Consider the following 22,747-nt stretch of genomic DNA (forward strand, 5'->3'; position numbering starts at 1 on the left):
GCGTGCTCGTTCTCGTGGCAATACACGCACAGCAGCTCCCAGTTGCTGCCGTCGGGCGGGTTGTTGTCGTGGTTGTGGTCGCGGTGGTGGACGGTGAGCTGATGCAGGTTCTCGCGCGTGAATTCGCGGGCGCAGCGCCCGCAGATCCACGGCAGGATCTTCAGCGCCCGCTCGCGGTAGCCCCGTTCGCGCTGGTCGCGCGCGCGCCTCGCCTCGGCGACGATGCGGTCCAGCCGCTCGTGATCGGGTGTGCTCATCGTTACCCCCTCCCGTAGGGTGCGACCCGCGACCCTGCCGCGCGGCGACTCAGAAGCGGTAACTCGCGCGCGCGCCGACGTAGAGGCTGCGGGTCGGTCCCGGTTCGTAGAAGCGGCCGTTGCCGTCGCCGACGATCACCGAGGCGATGTGCTCGCGGTCGAACAGGTTGTCGACCCGCACGAGCTGCCCAAAGGTCCAGTCCCCCGATTTCTGCTCCGCGGCGAGGCGGAGGTTCACGAGCGTGTAGGCGGGCGCGGCGCGCTCGGTGTTCGTGTCCTCGACGTACAGCTTGCTGCGGTAGTAGGTCTCGACCGCGGCGGCGAGGCCGTCGCGCGGCTTCCATTCGAGCTCGGCGAAAGCCGACAGCGCGGGGATGCCGGGCAGGCGATTACCGTCGTCAATCTGGCCGCCGCCGGTCGTGAAGGGGCTGTCGTAAGTCGCCTGCAGCCGCGTCAGCGACACCCGGCCGCGCCACTGGCGCGAGAAATCCGACTCCAGCGCGAGCTCGACGCCGCGGCGTAGCGTGCTGGCAGCGTTGCGGAACACCGCGCGGCCCCCGGTGTTGCTCTCGACGACGAGTTCGTCGTCGGTGCGGATCTGGAAGATCGCCGCGTTCAGCCGGGTGTTGTCGCCGATGAACGCCTTCGCGCCCAGTTCGACCTGTTTGCTGGTCGCGGGCCGCAGGCCGAAGTTGAAGCCGCCGGCGCCGCCGGTGCCGGAGTACGACAGTTCGGTGAGGGTCGGTGTCTCGAAGCCGCGCGCCGCGCTCCCATAGAGGTTCAGCGCCGGGCTGACCTGGTAGACGAGGCCGAGCGCGGGCGTTGTCTTGCGGTAGGTGATGTCGCCGCTGTCGTCGGGGTTGCCGGGTGCGATGTACTTGTCATCGACTTCGAACTCGACTTCGCTGTGACGCAGTCCGGCCTGCAGCGTCCATCTGTCGACAACCCAGTTGGCCTGCACGTAGGGGTCGAGGCTCGTTACGGTGTCGGTCTCGTGGCGCTTGAGCGCGCCCTTGACGCCGAGCGTCGGGCCGACGAAGTTCTGGAAGCCCTTGCGCGCATCCTCGGAGCGATCGAAGTCGACGCCGCCGGTCAGCGTCAGCTCGCCGGGGCCTGCCCCCAGCGTGTGGATCCAGCGCGCGCCGGCGCCATGGAAGCTGCGGTCGAAGTCCACGACGCCGCCGGAATGGCGCGGGCCGTTTTGCGGCCCGGGCGGAATCGCCAGGTACTGGATCACGCTGCGTTCGCCGCCGTAGGCCGAGAGCTGCAGCCGCCCGGCGCCGACGCGGCGCTCGTAAGTGCCGCCCGCCTGCCGGTGGTCGATGCTCTTACGCGTGTCGAAGGTCTCGGCGACGGCCTCGACCGCCCGCGGGTCGCGCTTGTACGTCGACCACGTCAGCCCGAGCGGGTCCTCGGTGTCGTCCTGCTCGAGGGCGTTCGCGACCAGCGTCAGCGTGCTGTCCTCGTCCGGGCGGACGCGGAACTTGCCGAAGAGCTGGTCGCGCGTCGCCGAGCTGTGGTCGCGATACCCGTCGGTGTCGAAGCGCGACGCGTCGAGGACGTAGCCGATGCCGTTTTTCTCGCCTTCGACGCCGACGTCGAACTTCGTCGTCCCCCAGGACCCCGCGAAGGCGCCCCCGCGCACCGACGGTGGCCCGTCGGGATCGCGCGAAAAAAGCTGGATCACGCCGCCCGCGTGGTTGCCGTAGACGGTCGAGAACGGGCCGCGCATCACTTCGATGCGTTCGGCGGTGTCGAGGTTGAAGGTCGCCGCCTGCCCCTGTCCGTCCGGCGTGCTCGCCGGGATGCCGTCGGCGATGAGCTTGACGCCGCGCACGCCGAACGCCGCGCGGCTGCCGAAGCCGCGGATCGAGATCTGCAAGTCCTGCGCGTAGTTCTGGCGGTTCTGCACGACGAGGCCGGGCACTCCGCCGAGCGCTTCGGACGCATTGACGCCGAGGTTGCCGGCCTGCACCTCGCGCATGTTCACGACGTCGATCGAAAACGGCAGGTCGAAACTCTGCGCCTCGACGCGACTACCGGTGACGACGACCGGGTCCAGCGTCGGGAGCGGATCGGCGGCGAGGATCGCACCGGGCAGGGCCGACCCCAGGGAGGTGGCAAGCGCGAGATGGAGCCGCCGGTGGTGCGTGCGCAGGGCGTCGGAGCGGAGCGTCGAAGGGCGGAGCATCGCGGCATCCCTGTTGTGCGTTGTGAGTATGGCAATGCCGCCATGGTACGGTTCCACGAGGGGGCCGCGCGTCGACAGGGTAAGCGACCCGACATAGCGAAAATCATGAGATGCGCCGCAGGCCACTCACGACAAAAAAAATAGGGCGGAAAAGCGAAGCGCCTTCCGCTGAATGAATGGGAGCACTCGGAGAACGCCGCTTGCGCTCCGTTGGCCGCGTCGGAGGACGGGGAAAATGGGCAAAAAGGGAGCAGAAAAGCGTAGGGCGGAAAAGCGCAGCGCCTTTTGCCGAATGAAGAAACAGGACACATCACGGGTCAGACCGGGCGTCCCCAGAACCAACCTGCTGCCCCTCTTTTTCTGCCTTCTTCTGAAAAAGGGCGACTTCTCTCTGCCCGTCTCGCCGAAAAGACTAAATCCCGAAATGCAACCGCACCCGCTCTTCCAGCAGTCGCCGGGCGTCTTCTTCGGTGCATTTCGCGAGGCGGTTGAACACTTCGCGCGCAAGCGGCCGGAAGGCGGCCATCACTCCCGGGTCGAAATGACTTCCCGTGTCCTTTTCCATGATCGACATCGCCGCCTCGAAGTCCATCGGCTCCTTGTACGGGCGCCGGGAGCAAAGCGCATCGAAGACGTCCGCCACGCAAAATATGCGGGCGGCGAGGGGAATCGCTTCGCCCGACAGTCCCCGCGGGTAGCCCGACCCGTCCCACTTTTCGTGATGCGCGGCGACCACGGCATTCGCGTCGTCCAGCCAGCCGATGCCCCCGACGATTTCCTCGCCTTGCGTCACATGCGTGTGCATGATCTCGAACTCCTTCGCGTCGAGCTCGTGAGGCTTGAGGAGAATCGCGTCGGGGATGCTGATCTTGCCGATGTCATGCAGAAAACTGCCTACGATCAACGACTGCATCGCTTTACCCCGCAATCCGAGACGTTCGCCAATTCGCGCCGCAATCCACGCAACGCGGAAGTTGTGGGCACCCGTCTCGGAATCCCGCTTGGCGATGGCGCGACCGAGCGCTTCCATCATCGAGATGTGCGAATCGAGGATTTCGCGCGCCTGTCGCTCGTTGTCCGCGGACAGGCGCACGACGACCGGATAGATGGCGGCACCGCATAGCAGCGAGGCGAGGCCGGCCATCAGCGCGGCGCTGAGCGCATTCGCGAGCATCTGATCGCGCTGCCACGCGGGGACGACGCGGATGCCCTCGAAATACCCCGCGATCGCGGCCGAGTCGTCACCGCCCGCTCCTGTGAGCGGTACAAAAACGCGCAAGATCCAGCGCCCGTCTTTAAGTCTGTAGCTCTCGAACCCCGCCGAAACGTAATCGGGACGGACGTGCGGCGGCAGTTGGGCTTCGACCCCTGCGCCGTCCTCGGTCATCGCCCAGGCGAGCTTCTCTCCCTGCCGATCGTAGATTTCCGCGATGTCGAAGAGTCCGCCTACAAGCGTGCCCGCGGCCCTTCCCGCGTGCTCCGTCGCGTTCGGGCCGCTCAGCTCAATGGTGTCGAAATGGTGCAAGTGCAAGAGGCGACGCGATTCTTCCATCGCGAGCGCGACCGTTGCCTTCTCCGCGTTCGTATGCGCGACGTACCAGGCGATGGGGCTCGCGACGGCAGCGAGCAGCACGCTGACGATCGCAATCCGCACGGCGGTGCGCCTGTTGAATGAATTCATCCGTTTCCTCGGGGCCGTGGCGAGTCGGGCCATGCTGCCTGAATTCCTCCGGACAAGTGATCCATTGGCGAGGCATGGGCAATTCGGACGACGTGAAGCGCCGTCCATTCCATTCACACGATTCTGGTCCTGCGGGCGACCCTGGGCGAGCGCACTCATGACTCCTCATCCCCGCCGGCCGCGGTTGCGAGAGGCACTGCTGGCCCGCGCACGATTGGCCGACCACGGGCGAATTCAGCGCCACGGCTGCTGAACCCTCCGTGAAGCCGGCATTCACGGCGCGTTCACCGTTCGCTGCCGAGAATCGCTTCATGGTCGAAAGCCGGCCACCACCGACTACAGGAGTCGCCACGATGAACGCGAAGACCCTTCTTTCCGCTCTTGCCATTGCCACCGGACTCGTCGCCGGCGGCGTCCTTGTCGCCCCGGCACTCGCGCAGAACGCGAACCCGGCCGCTGACGCAAACGGCAAGTGGCTTTCGATCCCGCAGATCCACGACAAGCTCGAGGCCGCGGGCTACGGCAACATTGACGAGATCGAGCGCGAGCGGGACGGTTACGAGGTCAAGGCCACCGACCGGGAGGGGCAGCGGGTGGAGCTCGAGGTCGACCCGCTCACCGCCGGCGTGACGAAGACCGTGGTGAAGCGCGACAAGCGCAAGAGCGAGCGCGGTGAGGACCGCGACGGCGGGCGCGCAGCCGCTCCGGAATCATCCAACTGACGCGCGGAACAAGAACTGAAAGGGGGACAGACCGGGCGGAAATGCGGCGGAGATGTATTCCGAGAAAACGTAGTCTGTCCGGCCTTTTCTTCTGCAGGAAAAACGCTTTCTGTCCCTCTTTTCTCCCCGGTTTCTTGCCCTCTTCCGCAGCAGCGGTCGCCTTGGCCCAAACCGCATCACCTCACCACCTCCCGACGCGACGCGGAGATAATGCCTCCCGTCTTTCTGCCCTTCGAGGTCGAGATGGCGGTGATGAAGAAACTCCTGCTGCGCTGGCTGCCGGCGCTGTTGGCGATCTTCGGCGTTGTGGCGGCGGCCGGCCTCTGGGTGATGCGCTCGGGCTTGCCGCAGCGGGACGGCGAGCTGCGCTTGGCGGGCCTGCACGCGCCCGTCGAGGTGCGTTGGGATCGTTACGGCGTGCCGCATCTGAAGGGCGGGAGCGGACGGGACCTTGCACTCGCCCTTGGTTTTCTTCACGCGAACGACCGCATGACGCAGCTCGAGCTCGGGCGCCGCGCAGCGGCGGGACGACTCGCGGAAGTCTTCGGGCCGGGCGCGGTGCAGATGGACGCCGAGGCGCGGATGTTGCGTTTGCGGGAGGCGGCCGAGGCCACGCTGAACCGGGTGGGCCCGGAAAGTCGCGCGTGGTTCGACGCTTATGCGGCCGGCGTCAACGCGTGGCTCGAGCGTCGCGGCGACGATCTTCCGCCGACGCTGAAGCTCTTCGGTATCCGGCCCGAACCCTGGACACCGGTCGACAGTCTCGGCTTCGTCTTCCTGATGGCGCGCGACCTCTCGTTCTGGCAAGGGCGGCCCGAGGAGATGCGTTTCGAGTGGCTGCGGCGCTTCGGTCCGGAGCGCACGCAGGACCTCCTCGGCGAAAAGGATGCGCATCTGCCGCCCGCGATCGTCGCGATGGCCGAGGCGGAGCGTGCGCGGGACACGGGGCGCCCGGGAAATGGGTCAGTGCCGGCGCCTGACCTGGCTCACGGAAGCAACAACTGGGCGGTCGGGCTGTCGCGCAGCGCCGAAGGACTCCCCTTGCTGGCGAACGACCTGCATCTGCCGATGCAGCTGCCGGGGCTGTGGTACCAGGCGCACTTTCGCGCGCCGGATTACGAGGTCATGGGCATCACCTTGCCCGGCGTCCCAGGCGTCATCGTCGGGCAGAACCGCGACCTCGCGTGGGCCCTGACCAACGTGATGATGGACGACAGCGACCTGTTCTTCGAGGAGCTCGATCCCGCGGGCGAGCGCGTGCGCCGCGGCGACGGGTGGGCGCCGGTCACGACCGAGCGCGTGGAGATCCCGGTGCGCTGGGCGCGTCCGGTGCCACTGACGCTGCAGACCTCCGACCGCGGGCCGCTGCTGCCGGCCGAGCCGACCCGCGGCCTGCCGCCGCGCAGCCTCACCTGGACCGCCTACTTGCAGGACGATCCGCTCGCGGCCTTCCTGCATCTCGGTCGCGCACGGCGCGTGGCGGACATTCCGGCTGGCATCGGCGGCTTCGTCGCCCCCGCGCAGAACCTGGTTGCGGCCGACCGCGCCGGCAGCCTGCTGCACGTTCTCCTCGGGCGGATGCCGCGTCGTTTGCAGGGCGACGGGCGGTTGCCGGCGCCGGGGCACGACGCGGCCTACGGTTGGGACGGGCTGCGCGACGCGAGCGAGAACCCCCGGCGCGCGCCGGCCGACGATGCGCTCGTTACCGCCAACGACGACATCCGCCCGACAGCCGCCGCCGGCCCGCTGACCGCCGACTTCGACGGCCCCGCGCGCGCGAAGCGCATTCGGGAGCTGCTCGGGCAGAAGCCGCGCTGGCTGGCGGCGGATTTCGCGGCGATGCAGGGCGACGCGGTGTCGCGCTTCGCGCGCGAGCTGGTCGCGCTCGGCGAAGGGACGTACGTCGGCTCGGCGGCACTTGCGTACGACGCCCTCGTGCGCTGGGACGGACGAATGGGAGTGGACGGGGCGTCGGCGCTGTTCACGCTGTTCGAGAAGCGGCTGGCGGAAGCGATCTTCGGCGACGAGCTCGATGTCGCTCAGGTGTCGGGCCCGGTGCGGCGCGAATGGCTGGTGCGGATCCTGCGCGGCGGGATGAATGCGGCGTGGTTCGACGACGTCGCGACGCCCGAGGTCGAGACCCGCGAGACGATCCTCGCGAAGGCGCTCGCCGAATCCTGGGACGAGGGCGTGGAACGCTGGGGCGAGGATGTGAGCCGATGGGAGTACGGCGAATTGCACCGGCTGACGCTGCGCCACCCGCTCGGAATGCTGCCCGTCGTCGGCCGCCTCTTCAACCGCGGACCGTTCCCCGTCGGCGGCTCCGCGACGACCATCGCGGCCTTTCCTCTCCCGGGGCCCGGCAAGGCCGCCCGCGTCAACGAGGGACCGACGGTGCGCTGGGTAGCGGTCGCAGGCGACGGCGACCGCAGCCTCGCCGTGCTGCCCGGCGGCCAATCCGGCCATCCGCTCGACCCGCATTACGACGATCAGCTCGACCTCTACCTGCGCGGCGCGACGCATCCCGTCACGTGGAGCGAGGAGGCGATCGCCGCGGCGACGGTGTCGACGTTGAAATTGCACCCCTGACGGTTCAGTGCCGACTTCGCGTCCTGCAACGCGCACGGCCGAAGGCATGCCGCGGAAGGCATGCGGCGGAGGGCGCTGCGCTTTTCCGACCCTACGCGGACGGCGCCGCGCGCCCGTTGGAGTTCGGGGGGCGGGGAGCATGCGGCGGAAAACGCCTTTCCGCGCTACCGGACCTGAAAGCTAGATCAGCCGGTAGACCCGGGCTTCGTACGGGCGCAGCGGCAGCCGGTGGGTGGGTTCGTGCGGCTCCACGGCGTGGTTCGCGAGCACGAGATTCGCACAGTGCAGGGCGATTCCGTCGTGTTCGAACACCGCGGGGGTGCGCGTGAGGTTTGCGATGACGACGAAGCGGTGGGCGTCGTCGTGGCGGACGTACGCGTACACCTGCGGATCGTTTTCCATTAGCAGGTCGTAGTGGCCGTAGATCAGCGTCGGGGTCGCTCGGCGCACACGGATCAGGCGCCGGTAATAGTTGAGGACGGAGTTCGGGTCGTCGTCCTGCGTGGCGACGTTGATCGCGGGGTAGTTCGGATTGACCGCGAGCCAGGTCCGTGGGGCGGTGGAGAAGCCGGCGTTCGGCGACGCGTCCCACTGCATCGGCGTGCGCGAGTTGTCGCGCGAGACGACGCGCAGCAGCTCGAGGATGTCGTCCTCGGGCATGCCTTGGCGCTTCATCTGCGCGTGGCGGTTCTTCGTCAGCACGTCGTCGAAATCGGCCAGCGTGTCGAAGCGGCTGTTCGTCATGCCGAGCTCCTGGCCCTGGTAGATGAACGGCGTGCCCTGCATCAGGAGGTACATCGTCGCGAGCGCGGTCGCGCTCTCGCGCCACAGCGCGTTGGTGTCGCCCCAGCGCGAGACAATGCGCGGCAAGTCGTGGTTTTCGATGAAGAGCGCGTTCCAGCCGATGCCGTCGAGCGTCTTCTGCCATTTGGTCAGCACGCGCTTCAGCGCGACGACGTCGAGCGGTCCGCGCGGGTCGCGTTTCCACAGCGCCGAGTGCTCGAACTGGAAGATCATGTTGAGCCGCTCGTGTTCGTCGCCGACCCAGTGGCAGGCTTCTTCGGGCGACACGCCGTTCGCTTCGCCGACGGTGACGCCGTCGTAGTGCGCGAAGGAGTTGCGGCACAACTCGTCGAGGTAGTCGAGCACGCCGTCGACGTTCATGTGCTTCGGGAACGACGGCACGTAGTCGAGCCCGTCCGGGTTCGGCATGTCGGGCAGGCCGGGTTCCTTCTTCTTGTGGCTGACCGCGTCGAGCCGAAAGCCGTCGACGCCCTTGTCCATCCACCAGCGCACGGTCGCGTAGATCGCCTCGCGCATTTCCGGGTTGTCCCAGTTGAGGTCGGGCTGGCGCTCGGAGAAGAGGTGCAGGAAGTACTGGTCGGTCGTCGCGTCGTATTTCCACGCCGAGCCCTTGAAGATGCTCTCCCAGTTGTTCGGCTCGCGCCCGCCGCGTCCGTCACGCCAGATGTACCAGTCGCGCTTCGGGTTGTCGCGCGACGAGCGGGACTCGATGAACCACGGGTGCTCGTCGCTGGTGTGGTTCGCGACGAGGTCGAGGATCAGGCGCATGCCGCGGCGGTGGACGTCGGCCAGCAGCCGATCGAAGTCGTCCATCGTGCCGAATTCGGCGAGGATCGACTCGTAGTCGGCTACGTCGTAGCCGTTGTCGTCGTTCGGCGAGCGGAAGATCGGGCAGATCCAGATCAGGTCGACGCCGAGCGACTGCAGGTAGTCGAGGCGCGACGCGATGCCGTTGAGGTCGCCGATGCCATCGCCGTTCGAATCCATGAAGCTGCGCGGGTAGATCTGATACGCGACCGCTTCCTTCCACCAGATCCTGCCGCCGGTGGTGCCTTCCATGCTCATGCGTTGTTCCTGCCGAATCGATGCGTGGGAGCTTGCCGGGCGCTCGGTCCCGGACAAGTGGCGGCCGCGCTGGTTGGGCGGCCTCGAAACCGGCGCGGATTTTACCGCGTCGGCGGGCGGGAAAAAGGAACGGGCCGCGTTTTTCCGGAAAAAGCTCGCCTAGCCGCCGGCTTCCGCGTCGCGCACCTGCGCCGTGATTTCGTAGCAGCGCAGCCGCGCGTCGTGGTCGTGGATCTGCGACGCGATCATCAGCTCGTCGGCGCCGCTCTGCGCGATGAAGTCCCGCAAACGCCCGGCGACGGTGTGAGGTGAGCCGATCGCGGAGCACGAAAGCACGCTCGCGAGCATCGCCTTTTCGGCGCCGCCGAGCTGGTCGATGTAGCCGCGAACAGGCGGCTGGAGCTTCGTCGGCCGGCCGCTGCGCAGATTGACGAACGCCTGCTGCATCGACGTCGCGAGGTATTCGGCTTCTTCGTCGGAGTCCGCGGCGAACACGTTGAAGCCGAGCATGACGTAAGGCCGCTCGAGGTGCGGCGACGGCCGGAAGAGCCGCCGGTACAGCGCGACCGCGTCCATCATCTGCGCCGGCGCGAAGTGCGACGCGAACGCGTACGGCAGGCCGAGCATCGCCGCGAGCTGGGCGCCGAAGAGGCTCGAACCGAGGATCCACACCGGGACTTTCGATCCGGCACCGGGCACCGCGCGCACCTTCCGGCCCGGTTCGCCCGGCTGGAGGTAGCCGATCAGCTCGACGACGTCGTGCGGGAACTGGTCCTCGTTGGCGTGCAGTTCGCGGCGGAGCGCACGGGCGGTCGCGGCGTCCGACCCGGGCGCGCGGCCGAGGCCGAGATCGATGCGCCCGGGGAACAGCGATTCGAGTGTGCCGAACTGCTCGGCGATGACGAGCGGTGAGTGGTTCGGCAACATCACGCCGCCCGCGCCGACGCGGATCGTCGTCGTCGCGCCGGCAACGTGCGCGATGACGACGGCGGTCGCCGCGCTCGCGATGCCGGGCATGCTGTGATGCTCGGCGAGCCAGAAGCGGCGGTAGCCCCAGCGTTCGCAGTGCTGCGCGAGATCGGCCGAATTGCGAAAGGCGAGCGCGGCGTCGCCGCCTTCGATGATCGGACAGAGGTCCAGAACGGAGAAGGGAGTCATCCCGGGAATATCGGAAACGCCCCCGGCCGGTGTCAACCGCAGGATGTGTCGGGGGGTTAGGGGGGAAAGGGTTCCGGTCCGGTTCCGGTCCCGATCTTCCCCGGAAGCAGCCGTAGAATGCGAGTCGGTTCCCGATGCTGCCCTGGAGGCTGGAAATGAAATCGATGCGCTTGCTGATGCTCGTCGCGCTTGTCTTGTCGACGAGCGGATGTGCGGTCTTCGCAGTCGCGGACGCGGCCGTTTCGGTCGCGGCGACCACGGTCAAGGTCGGCGCGAAAGTCGTCGGCGCGGGGGTCGAGGCGATGATTCCGGACGACGACAGCGACGAAGACGACGAATAGCAATGGGAAAAACCGGCGCGTCAAAGCGATTGCTCGCTCCTGTCGCGAGTGCTACTTTTGCTGGCACCGAGGCACTGGTGGAGAAACGGGGACAGACCACGTTTTTCCACCGAGAGAACGTGGTCTGTCCCCGTTTTTGGAAGGAGTCTTTCGATGTGGAAATCGCTTCACATTGACCCGGCCAAGTGCACCGGCTGTCTGCAGTGCGAGATGGCGTGCTCGTACGAACATACGGGCGCGATCAACCCCAGCAAATCGCGGATCAAGGTTTTCAGCTTCGAGCACGAGGGGCGCAAGGTTCCCTACACCTGCACGCAGTGCACCGAGGCGTGGTGCATGCACTCCTGTCCCGTTGACGCGATCCGGCTCGATCTCTCGACCGGCGCGAAGATGGTGTTCGAGGACACCTGCGTCGGCTGCAAGGTGTGCACGATCTCCTGTCCGTTCGGCACGATCAACTTCAATCAGGCGACCGGCAAGGTGCAGAAGTGCGACCTGTGCGAAGGCGACCCGGCGTGCGCGAAGGCCTGTCCGACCGGCGCGATCACGTACGTCGACGCGGACTGGACCGGGCTCGGGCGCATGCAGGCCTGGGCCGCGAAGGCCAACACGCCGGCTTCGGCCGCCTGACGGGAGCACGATCATGGGATGGAATCGCAAGGTCCTGCGCGTGAACCTCACCGACGGCACGTGCAAGGAAGAACCGCTGAACATGGCGTGGGCGAACGAGTACCTCGGCTCGCGCGGGCTGTCGACGAAGTACCTCGTGTCCGAGATCGACCCGAAAGTCGATCCGCTGTCGCCGGACAACAAGATGATCATGGGCACCGGGCCGCTGACGGGCACGATGGCCTCGACCGGCGGGCGCTACACGGTCGTGACGAAAGGTCCGCTGACGGGGGCGATCGCCTGCTCGAACTCGGGCGGCTTCTTTGGCGCGGAGATGAAGTTCGCCGGTTGGGACATGGTGATCTTCGAAGGTCGCGCGCCGAAGCCGGTGTATCTCTACCTCGAGAACGACAAGGCCGAACTGCGCGACGCGTCGCACTTGTGGGGCAAGAGCTGCTGGGAGACCGAGGAGACGATCAAGGTGCAGCACCAGGACCCGCTGATCCGCGTGTCGTCGATCGGCCGCGCTGGCGAGAACCAGGTGATGTTCGCATGCATCGTGAATGATCTGCACCGCGCCGCAGGGCGCTCCGGGGTCGGCGCGGTGATGGGCTCGAAGAACCTGAAGGCGGTCGCGATTCGCGGCACGAAGGGGGTGTCGGGCATCAAGGATTTCCCGGGTTTCCTGAAAGCGACGACCGATGCGAAGAAGGTGCTCGCCGACAACGCGGTCACCGGCGAGGGCCTGCCGAAGTTCGGCACGCAGGTGCTGATGAACGTCATCAACGAGATCGGCGCGCTGCCGACGCGCAACCACCGCGACGTGCAGTTCGAGGACGCGTCGAAGATCTCGGCCGAGGCGATGCACGAGAAGCGCCCGACCGACGGCAAGCCGCAGCTCGTGACGAACGCGGCGTGCTTCGGCTGCACGATCGCGTGTGGCCGGATCTCGGCGATCGACAAGACGCATTTCACCGTGAAGAACAGCCCGAAATACTGGGGCGCCTCCGGCGGACTCGAGTACGAGGCCGCGTGGGCACTCGGTGCGGCGAACGGCGTCGGCGACCTCGAAGCGCTGCAGTACGCGAACCTGCTGTGCAACGAGCAGGGCATGGACCCGATCTCGTTCGGCGCGACCATCGGCGCGGTGATGGAGCTGTACGAGATGGGCGTGCTGACCAAGGAGCGGATCGGCATCGACGCGCCGTTCGGCTCGGCCGAGGCGCTCGCGAAGCTCGCGGAGATGACCGCGACCGGCGAGGGCTTCGGCCGCGAGATCGGCCTCGGCTCGGCGCGGCTCACCGCGAAGTACGGCCACCCCGAGCTGTCGATGACGGTCAAGAAGCAGGAGTTCCCGGCGTACGACTCGCGCGGCATCCAGGGAATGGGCCTCGCGTACGCGACGTCGAACCGCGGCGCGTGCCACCTGCGTGGCTACACCGTCGCATCGGAAGTGCTCGGCGTGCCGGTGAAGACCGATCCGCACGCGACCGAAGGCAAGGCGGAACTCGTGAAGGCGTTCCAGGACGCGACGGCGGTGTTCGATTCGGCCGGGATCTGCGTGTTCACGTCGTTCGCGTGGACGCTCGCCGACGTGCAGCCGCAGATCGCGGCCGCGTGCGAGGGCGACTGGTCGATGGACAAATTGAACGAAGTCGGCGAGCGCATCTGGAACATGGAGCGGCAGTTCAACAACGCGGCCGGCTTCACCGCCAAAGACGACAATCTGCCGCCGCGCCTGACGACCGAGCCCGCGAAATCGGGACCGGCCGAAGGCATGGTCAACCGGCTTTCCGAGATGCTGCCCGAGTATTACCGGGTGCGGGGCTGGACGCCGGAAGGGGTGCCGACGCCGGAGACGCTGTCGCGGCTGGGGCTCTGACGGTTGGCCGATCGGCGCGTTGCGATCGACGCGAACGAGGAAGACGGCATGAAACACCTGATTCTCGGCAACGGGCCCGCGGGCGTCGTCGCCGCCGAAACCTTGAGACATGCGGCGCCGGGCGACGAAATCGTCCTCGTCGGCGCCGAAGATGCGCCGCCGTATTCGCGCATGGCGATCCCCTATCTGCTCGAGGAGAACATCGACGAGTCCGGGACGTACCTGCGCAAGTCTCCCGGCCACTTCGACCGACTGCGGATCCGCGAACTGCGCGGGCGCGCGGTGTCGCTCGACGAGGCCGGGCGCCGCGTGCTGTTCGACGACGGGCATTTCGAGGACTACGACCGGCTGCTGATCGCGACCGGCTCCCACCCGGTGCGACCGCCCATTCCCGGCGTCGATCTGCCGGAAGTCCACACCTGCTGGACGCTGGAGGACGCGCGGGCGATCGCGCGTTTCGCGCAGCCGGGCGCCCGCGTGCTGCAACTCGGCGCGGGCTTCATCGGCTGCATCATCATGGAGGCGCTCGAGGCGCGCGGCGTCGAACTGACGGTCGTGGAGATGGGCGACCGGATGGTGCCGCGGATGATGACGCCCCAGGCGGGCGGCATGATCCGGAAGTGGGTCGAGAACAAGGGCATCCGCGTCGTGACGAACGCCGGGGTGCGCCGCATCGATCGGCGTCCGAGCAACGACGCTCCGCTCGACGTGACGCTGTCGACCGGCGAGGCCGTCGTCGCCGATCTCGTGATCGTCGCGGCCGGCGTGGCGCCGAACGTCGCGTTCCTCGAATCGACCGGCGTCCACGTCGCGAAAGGGGTGCTCGTCGATGACCGGCTCGAGACGAGCGTCCCGGGCATCTTCGCCGCCGGCGATGTCGCCGAAGCCCCCGACCTCTTCACCGGTGAGCACCTCGTCGCAGCGATCCAGCCGAACGCGGTCGACCAGTCGCGCGTCGCGGCGCTCAACATGGCGGGCGGCGATACCCGCCTGAAAGGCGTGCTCGCGATCAACGTGCTCGCGACGCTCGGGCTGATCTCGTCGTCGTTCGGTCAGTGGTGGGGCGAGGAGGCCTCGCGCGGCGGTGCGGGCGTCGAGCATGTCGACGAAGCGGCGTTCCGGTACCTGAGCCTGCAGTTCAGGGACGACGTGATGATCGGCGCCACGTCGATCGGGCTGACCGAGCATGTCGGGGTGCTGCGGGGGCTGATCCAGGGGAGGGTGCGCCTGGGCGAGTGGAAGGACCGGCTGCTGGACTCGCCGCTGCAGTTCGTCGACGCCTACATCGCCCGGTCGCAGCAGCCGGCGGCACTCGTCCGATGAAAGTCGGCTTCAAGCTCTTCGCGTCGCTGACCGACCTTCTGCCGCCCGAGCGCAGCGGCAACCGCGTCGAGCTCGACATCGATGACGGCACGACGGTCGCCGACGTCATCGCGCGCTTCCAGGTCCCCGAGCGCAGCGCGCATCTCGTGCTCGTGAACGGGCTGTTCGTCCCGCGCGAGGCGCGTGTGAGCCGGCGGCTCGCCGAGCACGACGAGCTCGCCGTGTGGCCGCCGATCGCGGGGGGCTGACGCCGGTGAGCTCGGGCGCGGCGTTCATCAGCGGCCCGGTCCTCGAAACCTTCGAGCGCGAAGTCAGCGCGACGCCGGCGCAGTTCGAGCGCGACTTGCGCACGGCGTGGCCGGCGGGCGTCGAGACCGTTGCACCGGGGCATTTTCGGGTGCAGGACGGCACGACCCGGCTCGACCTCCGCGTCGAGTCGCGCGGCGTTCGCCGGCTCGGCATGTTCGAGTTGCCGGTGATCGCCGTCGGGTATCGATTTTCCGGCGCCGGAGAACCCGAGCGCGCCCGGCTGCTTCGTATGCTCGACCACGCGATGCTGCGCGGCGGCGGGTGACCGGTGCTTCAGGTGCCGGTCCGCGGCGGGTTGTCGAAGCGGATGCGGTCGGGGGAGCTCGTCCCGCCCGTCATCACGAAGGTCATCGCTTCTTCCATCGTCCAGTCCGTCGGCACGACGTCGGCGAGCGGGACGATTTCGATGTAGCCCGAGGTCGGGTTCGGCGCGGTCGGCACGTACACCGCGGCGATTTCCTCGCCGGTCTCCGAGTCGACCATGACTTTCGTGACGAGGCCGATCGTCTTCATCTGCCGGTTGGGGAAGCTGATCAGGACGACGCGCTGGCCCTTCACCGGCGGCTTGCGCAGCGTCTCGAGAAACCGCTTCGTGCCGCCGTAGATCGTCTGCACGAGCGGCAGGCGCGCGAGCATCGCCTCGGCCGCGTCGAGCAGTTTCCGCCCCAGCACGAGCGACGCCATCACGCCTATCGCATACAGGCTGGCGAGCGTCAGCAGTACCGCGACGAGCTTCTGGAAATCCGAGTCGAGCAGCCATGCGGCCGCGGTGCCGGACACGGGCGCGACGAGGCGTGCGGCCGCGCGCAGCAGCGGCGTTCCCATCGACGCGAGAATGCCGAGCAGAAAGTCGAACACCAGCCACGTCACCCACAACGGCGCGACGGTGAAGAAGCCGATCAGGATGTGGCGGCCGACAGGGTGAGCGGCGCGCGGCGGGACCGGATCGTCGGAATCAGCGGGATTCATGTGGCCGCTTCTCCGGAAAATTTTCGCGCCGTGTGGATGAGGAATCTCCAGGGGAAAACGTGTCCATTGTAGCCACAGCGGCGTTCCGATCAGGGAGACACTTGCGCCTCGCCGGAAATACCAGCCGAATCGCGCCCGCTATGGAAACCCGGGCTGATCCGCTATTCTCCGTGCCGATGTCCCTGTTCGCCGCAACCTTAGCCGACGCCTTTTCGCTGCTCGCCACGCTCGATGAACGCGTGGCGGAGATCGTGCTGCTTTCGTTGCGCGTCAGCGGCGCGGCGGTTGCGATCGGCACGTTGATAGGTCTGCCGCTCGGCGCGTGTCTCGCTATCGGCAACTTTGCCGGCAAGCATGCGGCGTCGGTGCTGATGAACGGGCTGATGGGCGCGCCGTCGGTCGTCGTCGGCGTCGTCGTCTACCTGCTGCTGTCGCGCACGGGGCCGCTCGGCGACTTCGGGATGCTGTACACGCCCGTCGCGATGGTTTTCGCGCAGAGCATTCTCGTGATCCCGCTGATGGCGGCGATCAGCAGGCAGGTCATCGAGGACGCCTGGCAGCGCTATGCCGAGGAACTGCGCGTGATGCGCTTCTCGTGGTGGCAGAGCGTCTCAACCTTGCTGTACGACTGCCGGCATTCGTTGGTGGTCGCGTTGCTCGCCGGGCTCGGGCGTGCGATGAGCGAGGTCGGCGCGGTAATGATCGTCGGCGGCAACATCGATCGCGCGACCCGCGTGATGACGACGACGATCGCGCTCGAGACGAGCAAGGGCGACCTGCCGCTCGCGATCGCGCTCGGCATCGTGCTGATCGTCGTGATCCTCACGCTCAACGCGTTCGCGTTCGCGCTGCGCGGCTGGGCGATGCGTCGTTACGGATGAGCACGATGTTCCCGCTGCGGCTTCGCGGCCTGCGCTTTCAGCCGAACGGGCGGACGGTGCTCGACGGCGTCGATCTGGAACTCGGCGGCGACGGCATCACGCTGCTGCTCGGACCGAACGGCGCGGGCAAGAGCGTGCTGTTGCGCACGCTGTGCGGCCTCGTGGAGCCGTGCGGCGGGACGATCGACTGGGGCGGCGGCGCGCGCCCCGATGTCGGCGTGACGATGGTGTTCCAGCATCCGATGGTGCTGCGCGCGTCGGTGCTCGACAACGTCGCGGTGGCGCTGAAACCGCACGGCGTCGCGCGGCGCGAGCGGGCGCGCCGGGCCTTGGCCGTGCTCGCGCGCGTCGGGCTGGGCGGTCGCGAGGCCGAAAGCGCGCGCCACCTGTCGGGCGGCGAGAAGCAGCGCCTCGCGCTCGCGCGGGCGTGGATCACCGCGCCGAAGCTGCTGCTGCTGGATGAACCGACCGCGAGCCTCGACCCCTCGGCGACCGCGGAAGTCGAGCGCATCGTGCGCGAGATCCGCACCGACGGCACGCGGATCCTGATGGCGACGCACAACCTCGGCCAGGCGACGCGGCTCGGCGACGACGTCGTGTTCATGAGCGCCGGCCGGGTGCGCGAGCATGCGCCGGTGCAGCGCTTCTTCGCGCGGCCGGCGTCCGGGGAGGCGCGCCTCTTCATTCAGGGTGAGTTGCCGTGGCGGATGAATTTTTGATCGCCGTCCGGTCCCAGTACGGCACCGGGCCGAGGCGTTCGGCGAGATAGTCGACCAGCACGCGGACGCGGTGCGGCACGTAGCGGGTGCCCGGGAAGACCGCGTAGACCTCTAGCTGGGTCGACGAATATTCCGGCAGCAGTTCTTCGAGCAGCCCCGCCTGGACGGCCCTCGACGTGATGAACGTCGGCTGTTGCGTGATGCCGAGGCCGCGGATCGCCGCTTCGAGCAAGGCGTCGCCGTTGTTCATGTGCATGCGCCCGCGCACCGGGACCGTCCGGGTCTCGTCGCCGATCCGGAAGCGCCACCCCGACGACGGCGCGAGCGTGTAGGTGAGGCAATGGTGCTGCAGCAGATCGTCGGGATGCTGCGGCCGGCCATGGCGTTCGAGATAGGACGGCGCCGCGACGGCGACCAGGTCGCTCGTCGTCAGCCGGCGCATTGCCAGGTTCGGGTCGATCTGTTGCGAGATACGCACCGCGAAATCCATCCCGCCCTCGATCAGGTTGACCCGGCGGTCGCTGAATTCCAGGTCGATGGTCACTTCGGGATAGGTCGTGACGAAATCCGAGATCAGCGGCACGAGGTGACGGATGCCGAAGCTCATCGGCACGCTGACACGGATCGCGCCGCGCGGCGCGCGGTTCTCCCCGGCGAGATCGCCTTCGGCGCTCTCGACCATCGCGAGGATCTCCCGGCATTTCTCGAGGTAGGCGATTCCCGACGACGTCAGGCTCAGCCGCCGCGTACTGCGCGCGAGCAGCTTGGTGCCGAGGTGCGCTTCGAGCCCCGCGATCTGGCGGGTGATCGCAGACCGCGCGACGTTCAAGTGGTCCGCGACAGCCGTGAAGCTACCGGCTTCGGCGACCCGGACGAACACGTCCATGGCTTGCAGGCGGTCCATTGTTTTCCATTTGGCAACAAAGAATTTGAAAATAGCGGCTATTTTCGAACCAATCAATCCCCTAAATTGCGTCCGTCGATTCACGCAGCGGGAGATGGAAATGATTCTGGTGACGGGAGCGACCGGGCAACTTGGACAGCGCATCGTCAGGCGCCTGTTCGCCGGCCTGTCCGACGCCGGTGCTGGACGCCTTGCCGCCAGCGTTCGGGATGTGTCCCGCGCCTGCGAACTCGCCGCCCGCGGCATCGAGGTCCGGCAGGCCGATTTCGACGATCGCGAAAGTCTGGTGACGGCGTTCGTCGGTGTCGAGCGCCTGGTGCTGATCTCGACCGACGGGCCGAAGGACGTCCGGATCGCGCAGCACCGCAACGCGATCGAGGCCGCGCAAGCGGCTGGCGTGGGGCACATCTACTACACCAGTTTCCTCGACGCGGACGCCGGCTCGCCGTCGGAATTCGCGCAAGTGCACGCAGCGACCGAGGCGCTGCTCGCCGACTCCGGCCTCGACTTCACGCTGCTGCGCAACGGGTTGTATGCCGACTTCCTGCCGATGAATTTTGCTGCCGCGCTGGAGACCGGCGTGCTGCGCCTGCCGGCGGGCGAGGGCAGGGTGAGCTACGTGTCGCGAAACGACCTCGCGGAGGCGATCGCCGCCGCCGTCCTCGCGCCGCGGCTCGAAAAGAAGGTGTACGAGCTGACCGGGCAGAGCACCCACGACTACTGGGAAATCGCCGCGAAAGTGGGCCGCGCCGCGGGCACGACGCTGCGCTACGAGCCGGTGTCGGAGGACGGGTACGTCGCGTCGCTCGAATCCGCCGGGCTGCGGGCGAAGCTCGCGCGCGCCCTCGGAAACATGTATTCGGCCGTGGCCGAGAACCGCTTCGCCCGCACGACGAACGATTTCGCGGCGCTCGTCGGTCATCCGCCGCGCTCGATCGACTGCCTCGTCGCCGAGTATTTCCGCGCCGCCTGAAAACCGAAAACATAAAAGGAGAACCTCCATGTCCCCCCAACCCCACTACTCCGCGCCCGCCCGCTGGGCGCACTGGACGATGGCGACGCTGATGTTCGCGGCGTTCCCGCTCGGCGTCTATATGCACGACTTGCCGCTGTCGCCGTTGAAGCTGCAGCTCGTCTCGTACCACAAATGGATTGGCGTCGCGGTGCTGCTGCTGGTCCTGCCGCGCTTGTTTGTGCGGCTGACGCGGGCCGCGCCCGCCGCGCTGCCGGCACCGGCTTGGCAGCAGAAGGTCGCCGGCGTCACCCACGTGCTGCTCTACGGACTGATGATCGCGGTGCCGATGAGCGGCTGGCTGATGAGTTCCGCGAAAGGCTTCCCGGTCGTGTTCCTCGGCGTCGTACCGCTGCCCGACCTCGTCGGCAAGAGCGAAGCGCTCGGGAATTTCCTCGCGAGCGCCCACGTGACGCTCAATTACACCTTGCTCGCGCTCGTCGGCCTGCATGTCGCCGCCGCCGTGAAGCATCACCTGTTCGATCGTGACGCGACGCTGTCGCGCATGCTGCCTGCGCTCGCTCGCGCCCGTTAAGAGGACCTGTGCAATGAAAATGCTCTTCCCCCTGAATGCCGCGCTGTTCGCCGTCGGCCTGTCGCTCGGCTCCGCCGCGATCGCCGCGCCGGCGCCCGCAAGCTTCAACCAGGTCGTCGCCGACAAGGGGCGCGTCGACTTCGTCTTCAAGCAGATGAACGTGCCGATCGAAGGACATTTCCGCACGTTCAAAACCGATCTCGACTTCGATCCGGCGGCGCCCGAGAAGTCGAACGTGCGCCTCGAACTCGACCTCGCGAGCATCGACGCGGGTTCGTCCGAGGCCAACAAGGAAGTCGTCGGCAAGTCGTGGTTCAACGTCAAGGAGAGCCCGAAAGCGACGTTCGTTTCGATCGCGGTCAAGCCGCTCGGCGGCAACCGCTACGAAGTCGCCGGCACGCTGACGATCAAGGGCAAGACGCAGACCATCACTGCGCCGGTGACCGTCACGCAGCAGGGCAACAGCGCGACCTTCGACGGCGGCTTCACGCTGAAGCGCCTCGAGTTCGCGATCGGCGACGGCATGTGGGCCGACACCTCGGTCGTCGCGAACGAGGTCGACGTCCGCTTCCGTGCGGTCGCCGCCCGCAGCGGCGCCGCTAAATAAACGAGTTTCGCAGTCGAGTTTTTTTATTCCCAGTCCGGAACCTCCAACAAGGAAATCATCATGAACAAGCTTCTCCGTGTCGCAATCGCCTCCGCTTTCGCCGCCGCGGTCGCCGCTCCTGCGCTCGCCGCGCCCGAAACCTTCAACATCGACAACTCGCATACCTTCCCGCGCTTCGAGTACAACCACTTCGGTTATTCGACGCAGCAGAGCCGCTTCAACAAGACGACCGGCACGATCACGCTGGACCGCGCCGCGAAGACGGGTTCGGTCGACGTGACGATCGACACCAAGTCGGTCGACACCGGGTTCGCGCTGTTCAACGAGCACATCCAGGGCGAGGATTACTTCCACACCGAGAAGTACCCGACGATCACGTTCCAGTCGACCGGCGTGAAGTTCGCCGGCGACAAGCTGGCGTCGGTCGACGGCAACCTCACGATCAAGGGCGTTACGAAGCCGGTCACGCTCGCGGTGACGTCGTTCCACTGCATGCCCCATCCGATGCTGAAGAAGCTCGGCTGCGGCGCGAACGTGACGACGACGATCAAGCGCTCGGAGTTCGGCGCCGGCGCGAATGCGCCCTACGTCAGCGACGAAGTGAAGCTCGTGATCGCGGTGGAAGCCGTGCAGCAATAAGAAAATGTCGCAGCCGGGCTCGATTGCCGGGTAATACGCCGCCTTCCGGTCGAACCGGAGGCGGCTTTTTGTCGTTCAGGGACTCGTAAATGTCCAAAGAAACCGCGCAAATCGCGCAGAAATCTCCGTATGCCGTCGACGTCGAGGCGGGCAGGAGCTACTGGTGGTGCTCCTGTGGCAAGAGCGCCAAGCAGCCGTTCTGCGATGGCAGCCACCAGGGAACCGGCTTTACGCCGGTCGAATACAAGGCCGAGGAAAGCAAGACCGCGTATTTCTGCGGTTGCAAACACGGCAACAACGGCGTGATGTGCGACGGAAGTCATCAGAAGCTGTAAGCAAGTCCGCTCGCTTCGCCGGACCGGAGGAAGCGAGCTGTTTCCCGCGCGTGCGTCAGACGCACCGTGCGGGGTTGTATGGGGGCGGACCTACCGTCTTCCCCCTGGGAATCGCCCTGTCGGGCATTCCCGGTCGACGATCCAGGAGATCTGAAATGAAGCGCCTTTGCATGATTGCCGCCGTTCTTGCCGTCGCCGCGACGAGTTTTCCCGCAGTTGCCGAAGTCGATGCGTCGGCCGCCAACGCGTTGGTCCGCAAGAGCAAGTGCCTGACCTGTCACGCGATCGACAAGAAGAAGGACGGTCCGTCGTACAAGGAAGTCGCGGCGAAACACAAGGACAAGGCCGACGCGGAGGAAAAGCTGATGAAGCACGTGACGGTGCCGAGCAAGGTCAAGGTCGACGGCAAGGAAGAGGATCACGAGACGCTCAAGACCGACGATCCGGCCGCGGCGAAGAACGTCGTCCAGTGGATTCTCTCGCTCTGAACCGCTGACTAATCAGGGGGCTGATCATGTTCAAAAAAATAACAACGTGGTTGGGGCGCCAGTCGCCTTGGCTACTGCTCATCGTCGGCGTCGTCGGAGCCCTGGTCGTCGGTGGCGGTGCGACGGCCGGTCTGGCATGGACCAACACCGAGGCATTCTGCACCGGATGCCATGAAATGCGGGACAACGTCTATGTCGAGTTCAAGGACACGCCGCACGACCGCAACGCTTCGGGCGTTCGCGCGAAATGCCCGGATTGCCACGTGCCGCGCGAAACGGTCGACCTGCTGATCCGCAAGGTCCAGGCGTCCGGCGAGTTGTGGGGCAAGCTGACCGGCAAGATCGACACGCGCGAGAAGTTCGAAGAGCATCGTTACCAGCTTGCGGTCAACGTCTGGAAACGGATGAAGACCACCGACTCGCGCGAATGCCGCCACTGCCACACGCAGGCCGCGATGGCCGCCGACCTGCAGTCGGAACGCGCGCAAACCCGCCACGCGAAAGCCGAGCGGGAAGGCATGACCTGCATCGATTGCCACTTCGGGATCGCGCACCAGGAGCCGGAAGGCCCCGGTCCGCAGGAAATTGACTTCAGCGCGCTGTAAGCCGTAGTCGTACGGCGCCCGCGGGGAGCTATCGCGGCGCGCGCCCTTGGTTTTGAAGAGGGGGCGCGCCGATCCGGTGAGCTCCCGCGGCGCTTTTTATGCCTCGGATTCAACGGGGCAGC

General features: G+C 67.0%; 24 protein-coding genes. 17 read left to right on the top strand and 7 right to left on the bottom strand.

Annotated elements, in window-relative coordinates:
* The 3 genes from V6M37_RS10585 to V6M37_RS10595 all read right to left on the bottom strand — a co-directional run.
* The coding region (locus tag V6M37_RS10585) for a YajD family HNH nuclease (RefSeq protein WP_332673037.1) at positions 1–257 on the bottom strand (257 nt) is incomplete at its 3' end.
* A gap of 49 nt (positions 258–306) precedes the next feature.
* On the bottom strand, positions 307–2,448 hold the full coding sequence (locus V6M37_RS10590; protein ID WP_332673039.1) for a TonB-dependent receptor family protein: 2,142 nt from the start codon (positions 2,446–2,448) through the stop codon (positions 307–309).
* A gap of 412 nt (positions 2,449–2,860) precedes the next feature.
* Positions 2,861–4,129, bottom strand: coding sequence for an HD-GYP domain-containing protein (locus V6M37_RS10595; RefSeq protein WP_332673041.1), 1,269 nt, complete (start codon positions 4,127–4,129; stop codon positions 2,861–2,863).
* Positions 4,130–4,389: 260 nt separating this feature from the next.
* On the opposite strand from V6M37_RS10595, the gene V6M37_RS10600 reads away from it, so the two are divergent.
* Entirely contained in the window at positions 4,390–4,851 is a 462-nt protein-coding gene (locus tag V6M37_RS10600) for a PepSY domain-containing protein (protein ID WP_332673042.1), read from the top strand.
* 210 nt (positions 4,852–5,061) lie between these two features.
* The gene (locus tag V6M37_RS10605) at positions 5,062–7,440 is read left to right on the top strand and encodes a penicillin acylase family protein (protein ID WP_332673045.1); all 2,379 of its coding nucleotides are present in this window, start codon (positions 5,062–5,064) and stop codon (positions 7,438–7,440) included.
* A gap of 180 nt (positions 7,441–7,620) precedes the next feature.
* Here V6M37_RS10605 and V6M37_RS10610 read toward each other — a convergent pair whose 3' ends face one another.
* A complete protein-coding gene (locus V6M37_RS10610; RefSeq protein WP_442881011.1) occupies positions 7,621–9,231 on the bottom strand; it encodes a glycoside hydrolase family 13 protein in 1,611 nt (536 codons plus the stop codon).
* A 237-nt stretch (positions 9,232–9,468) separates the two neighbouring features.
* On the bottom strand, positions 9,469–10,467 hold the full coding sequence (locus tag V6M37_RS10615) for an LLM class flavin-dependent oxidoreductase (protein WP_332673048.1): 999 nt from the start codon (positions 10,465–10,467) through the stop codon (positions 9,469–9,471).
* Positions 10,468–10,622: 155 nt separating this feature from the next.
* Here V6M37_RS10615 and V6M37_RS10620 point away from each other — a divergent pair, with 155 nt between their 5' ends.
* From V6M37_RS10620 to V6M37_RS10645, 6 genes are all read left to right on the top strand, one after another.
* Positions 10,623–10,808 (top strand): NF038104 family lipoprotein, encoded by a 186-nt coding sequence (locus V6M37_RS10620; RefSeq protein ID WP_332673050.1) that lies wholly within the window; start codon positions 10,623–10,625, stop codon positions 10,806–10,808.
* Positions 10,809–10,961: 153 nt separating this feature from the next.
* Positions 10,962–11,438 carry a 4Fe-4S dicluster domain-containing protein gene (locus V6M37_RS10625; protein WP_332673051.1) on the top strand — a complete coding sequence of 159 codons (477 nt, stop codon included), beginning with the start codon at positions 10,962–10,964 and terminating at the stop codon, positions 11,436–11,438.
* 13 nt (positions 11,439–11,451) lie between these two features.
* The gene (locus V6M37_RS10630; RefSeq protein ID WP_332673052.1) at positions 11,452–13,299 is read left to right on the top strand and encodes an aldehyde ferredoxin oxidoreductase family protein; all 1,848 of its coding nucleotides are present in this window, start codon (positions 11,452–11,454) and stop codon (positions 13,297–13,299) included.
* A gap of 48 nt (positions 13,300–13,347) precedes the next feature.
* Positions 13,348–14,622, top strand: coding sequence for an NAD(P)/FAD-dependent oxidoreductase (locus V6M37_RS10635; RefSeq protein ID WP_332673055.1), 1,275 nt, complete (start codon positions 13,348–13,350; stop codon positions 14,620–14,622).
* Positions 14,619–14,870: a sulfur carrier protein ThiS gene (gene thiS, locus V6M37_RS10640; RefSeq protein WP_332673057.1), complete on the top strand. Its 252-nt coding sequence runs from the start codon at positions 14,619–14,621 to the stop codon at positions 14,868–14,870. The genes V6M37_RS10635 and thiS overlap by 4 nt, the downstream gene beginning before the upstream one ends.
* Positions 14,846–15,196, top strand: a complete 351-nt coding sequence (locus V6M37_RS10645; RefSeq protein WP_332673060.1) for a hypothetical protein — start codon at positions 14,846–14,848, stop codon at positions 15,194–15,196. The genes thiS and V6M37_RS10645 overlap by 25 nt, the downstream gene beginning before the upstream one ends.
* A gap of 8 nt (positions 15,197–15,204) precedes the next feature.
* Here V6M37_RS10645 and V6M37_RS10650 read toward each other — a convergent pair whose 3' ends face one another.
* Positions 15,205–15,900: a DUF502 domain-containing protein gene (locus tag V6M37_RS10650; RefSeq protein WP_332673062.1), complete on the bottom strand. Its 696-nt coding sequence runs from the start codon at positions 15,898–15,900 to the stop codon at positions 15,205–15,207.
* A 176-nt stretch (positions 15,901–16,076) separates the two neighbouring features.
* On the opposite strand from V6M37_RS10650, the gene V6M37_RS10655 reads away from it, so the two are divergent.
* Positions 16,077–16,781 (top strand): ABC transporter permease, encoded by a 705-nt coding sequence (locus V6M37_RS10655; RefSeq protein ID WP_332673090.1) that lies wholly within the window; start codon positions 16,077–16,079, stop codon positions 16,779–16,781.
* A 5-nt stretch (positions 16,782–16,786) separates the two neighbouring features.
* A complete protein-coding gene (locus tag V6M37_RS10660; RefSeq protein ID WP_332673091.1) occupies positions 16,787–17,500 on the top strand; it encodes an ABC transporter ATP-binding protein in 714 nt (237 codons plus the stop codon).
* Here V6M37_RS10660 and V6M37_RS10665 read toward each other — a convergent pair.
* A complete protein-coding gene (locus V6M37_RS10665; RefSeq protein ID WP_332673063.1) occupies positions 17,463–18,404 on the bottom strand; it encodes a LysR family transcriptional regulator in 942 nt (313 codons plus the stop codon). The genes V6M37_RS10660 and V6M37_RS10665 overlap by 38 nt on opposite strands.
* Positions 18,405–18,498: 94 nt before the next feature.
* Here V6M37_RS10665 and V6M37_RS10670 point away from each other — a divergent pair, with 94 nt between their 5' ends.
* From V6M37_RS10670 to V6M37_RS10700, 7 genes are all read left to right on the top strand, one after another.
* A complete protein-coding gene (locus V6M37_RS10670) occupies positions 18,499–19,377 on the top strand; it encodes an SDR family oxidoreductase (RefSeq protein WP_332673064.1) in 879 nt (292 codons plus the stop codon).
* Positions 19,378–19,405: 28 nt separating this feature from the next.
* On the top strand, positions 19,406–19,951 hold the full coding sequence (locus tag V6M37_RS10675; protein WP_332673067.1) for a cytochrome b: 546 nt from the start codon (positions 19,406–19,408) through the stop codon (positions 19,949–19,951).
* Between the two features lie 13 nt (positions 19,952–19,964).
* On the top strand, positions 19,965–20,558 hold the full coding sequence (locus V6M37_RS10680) for a YceI family protein (RefSeq protein WP_332673069.1): 594 nt from the start codon (positions 19,965–19,967) through the stop codon (positions 20,556–20,558).
* Positions 20,559–20,618: 60 nt separating this feature from the next.
* Positions 20,619–21,197, top strand: coding sequence for a YceI family protein (locus V6M37_RS10685; RefSeq protein ID WP_332673071.1), 579 nt, complete (start codon positions 20,619–20,621; stop codon positions 21,195–21,197).
* Positions 21,198–21,286: 89 nt separating this feature from the next.
* Positions 21,287–21,532, top strand: a complete 246-nt coding sequence (locus V6M37_RS10690) for a CDGSH iron-sulfur domain-containing protein (protein ID WP_332673073.1) — start codon at positions 21,287–21,289, stop codon at positions 21,530–21,532.
* Positions 21,533–21,687: 155 nt separating this feature from the next.
* On the top strand, positions 21,688–22,020 hold the full coding sequence (locus tag V6M37_RS10695) for a c-type cytochrome (protein ID WP_332673075.1): 333 nt from the start codon (positions 21,688–21,690) through the stop codon (positions 22,018–22,020).
* A gap of 26 nt (positions 22,021–22,046) precedes the next feature.
* Positions 22,047–22,625: a NapC/NirT family cytochrome c gene (locus tag V6M37_RS10700; protein WP_332673076.1), complete on the top strand. Its 579-nt coding sequence runs from the start codon at positions 22,047–22,049 to the stop codon at positions 22,623–22,625.
* Positions 22,626–22,747 lie beyond the last annotated feature (122 nt).

The organism is Aromatoleum sp. (assembly GCF_036675785.1).
Taxonomy (GTDB): domain Bacteria; phylum Pseudomonadota; class Gammaproteobacteria; order Burkholderiales; family Rhodocyclaceae; genus Aromatoleum.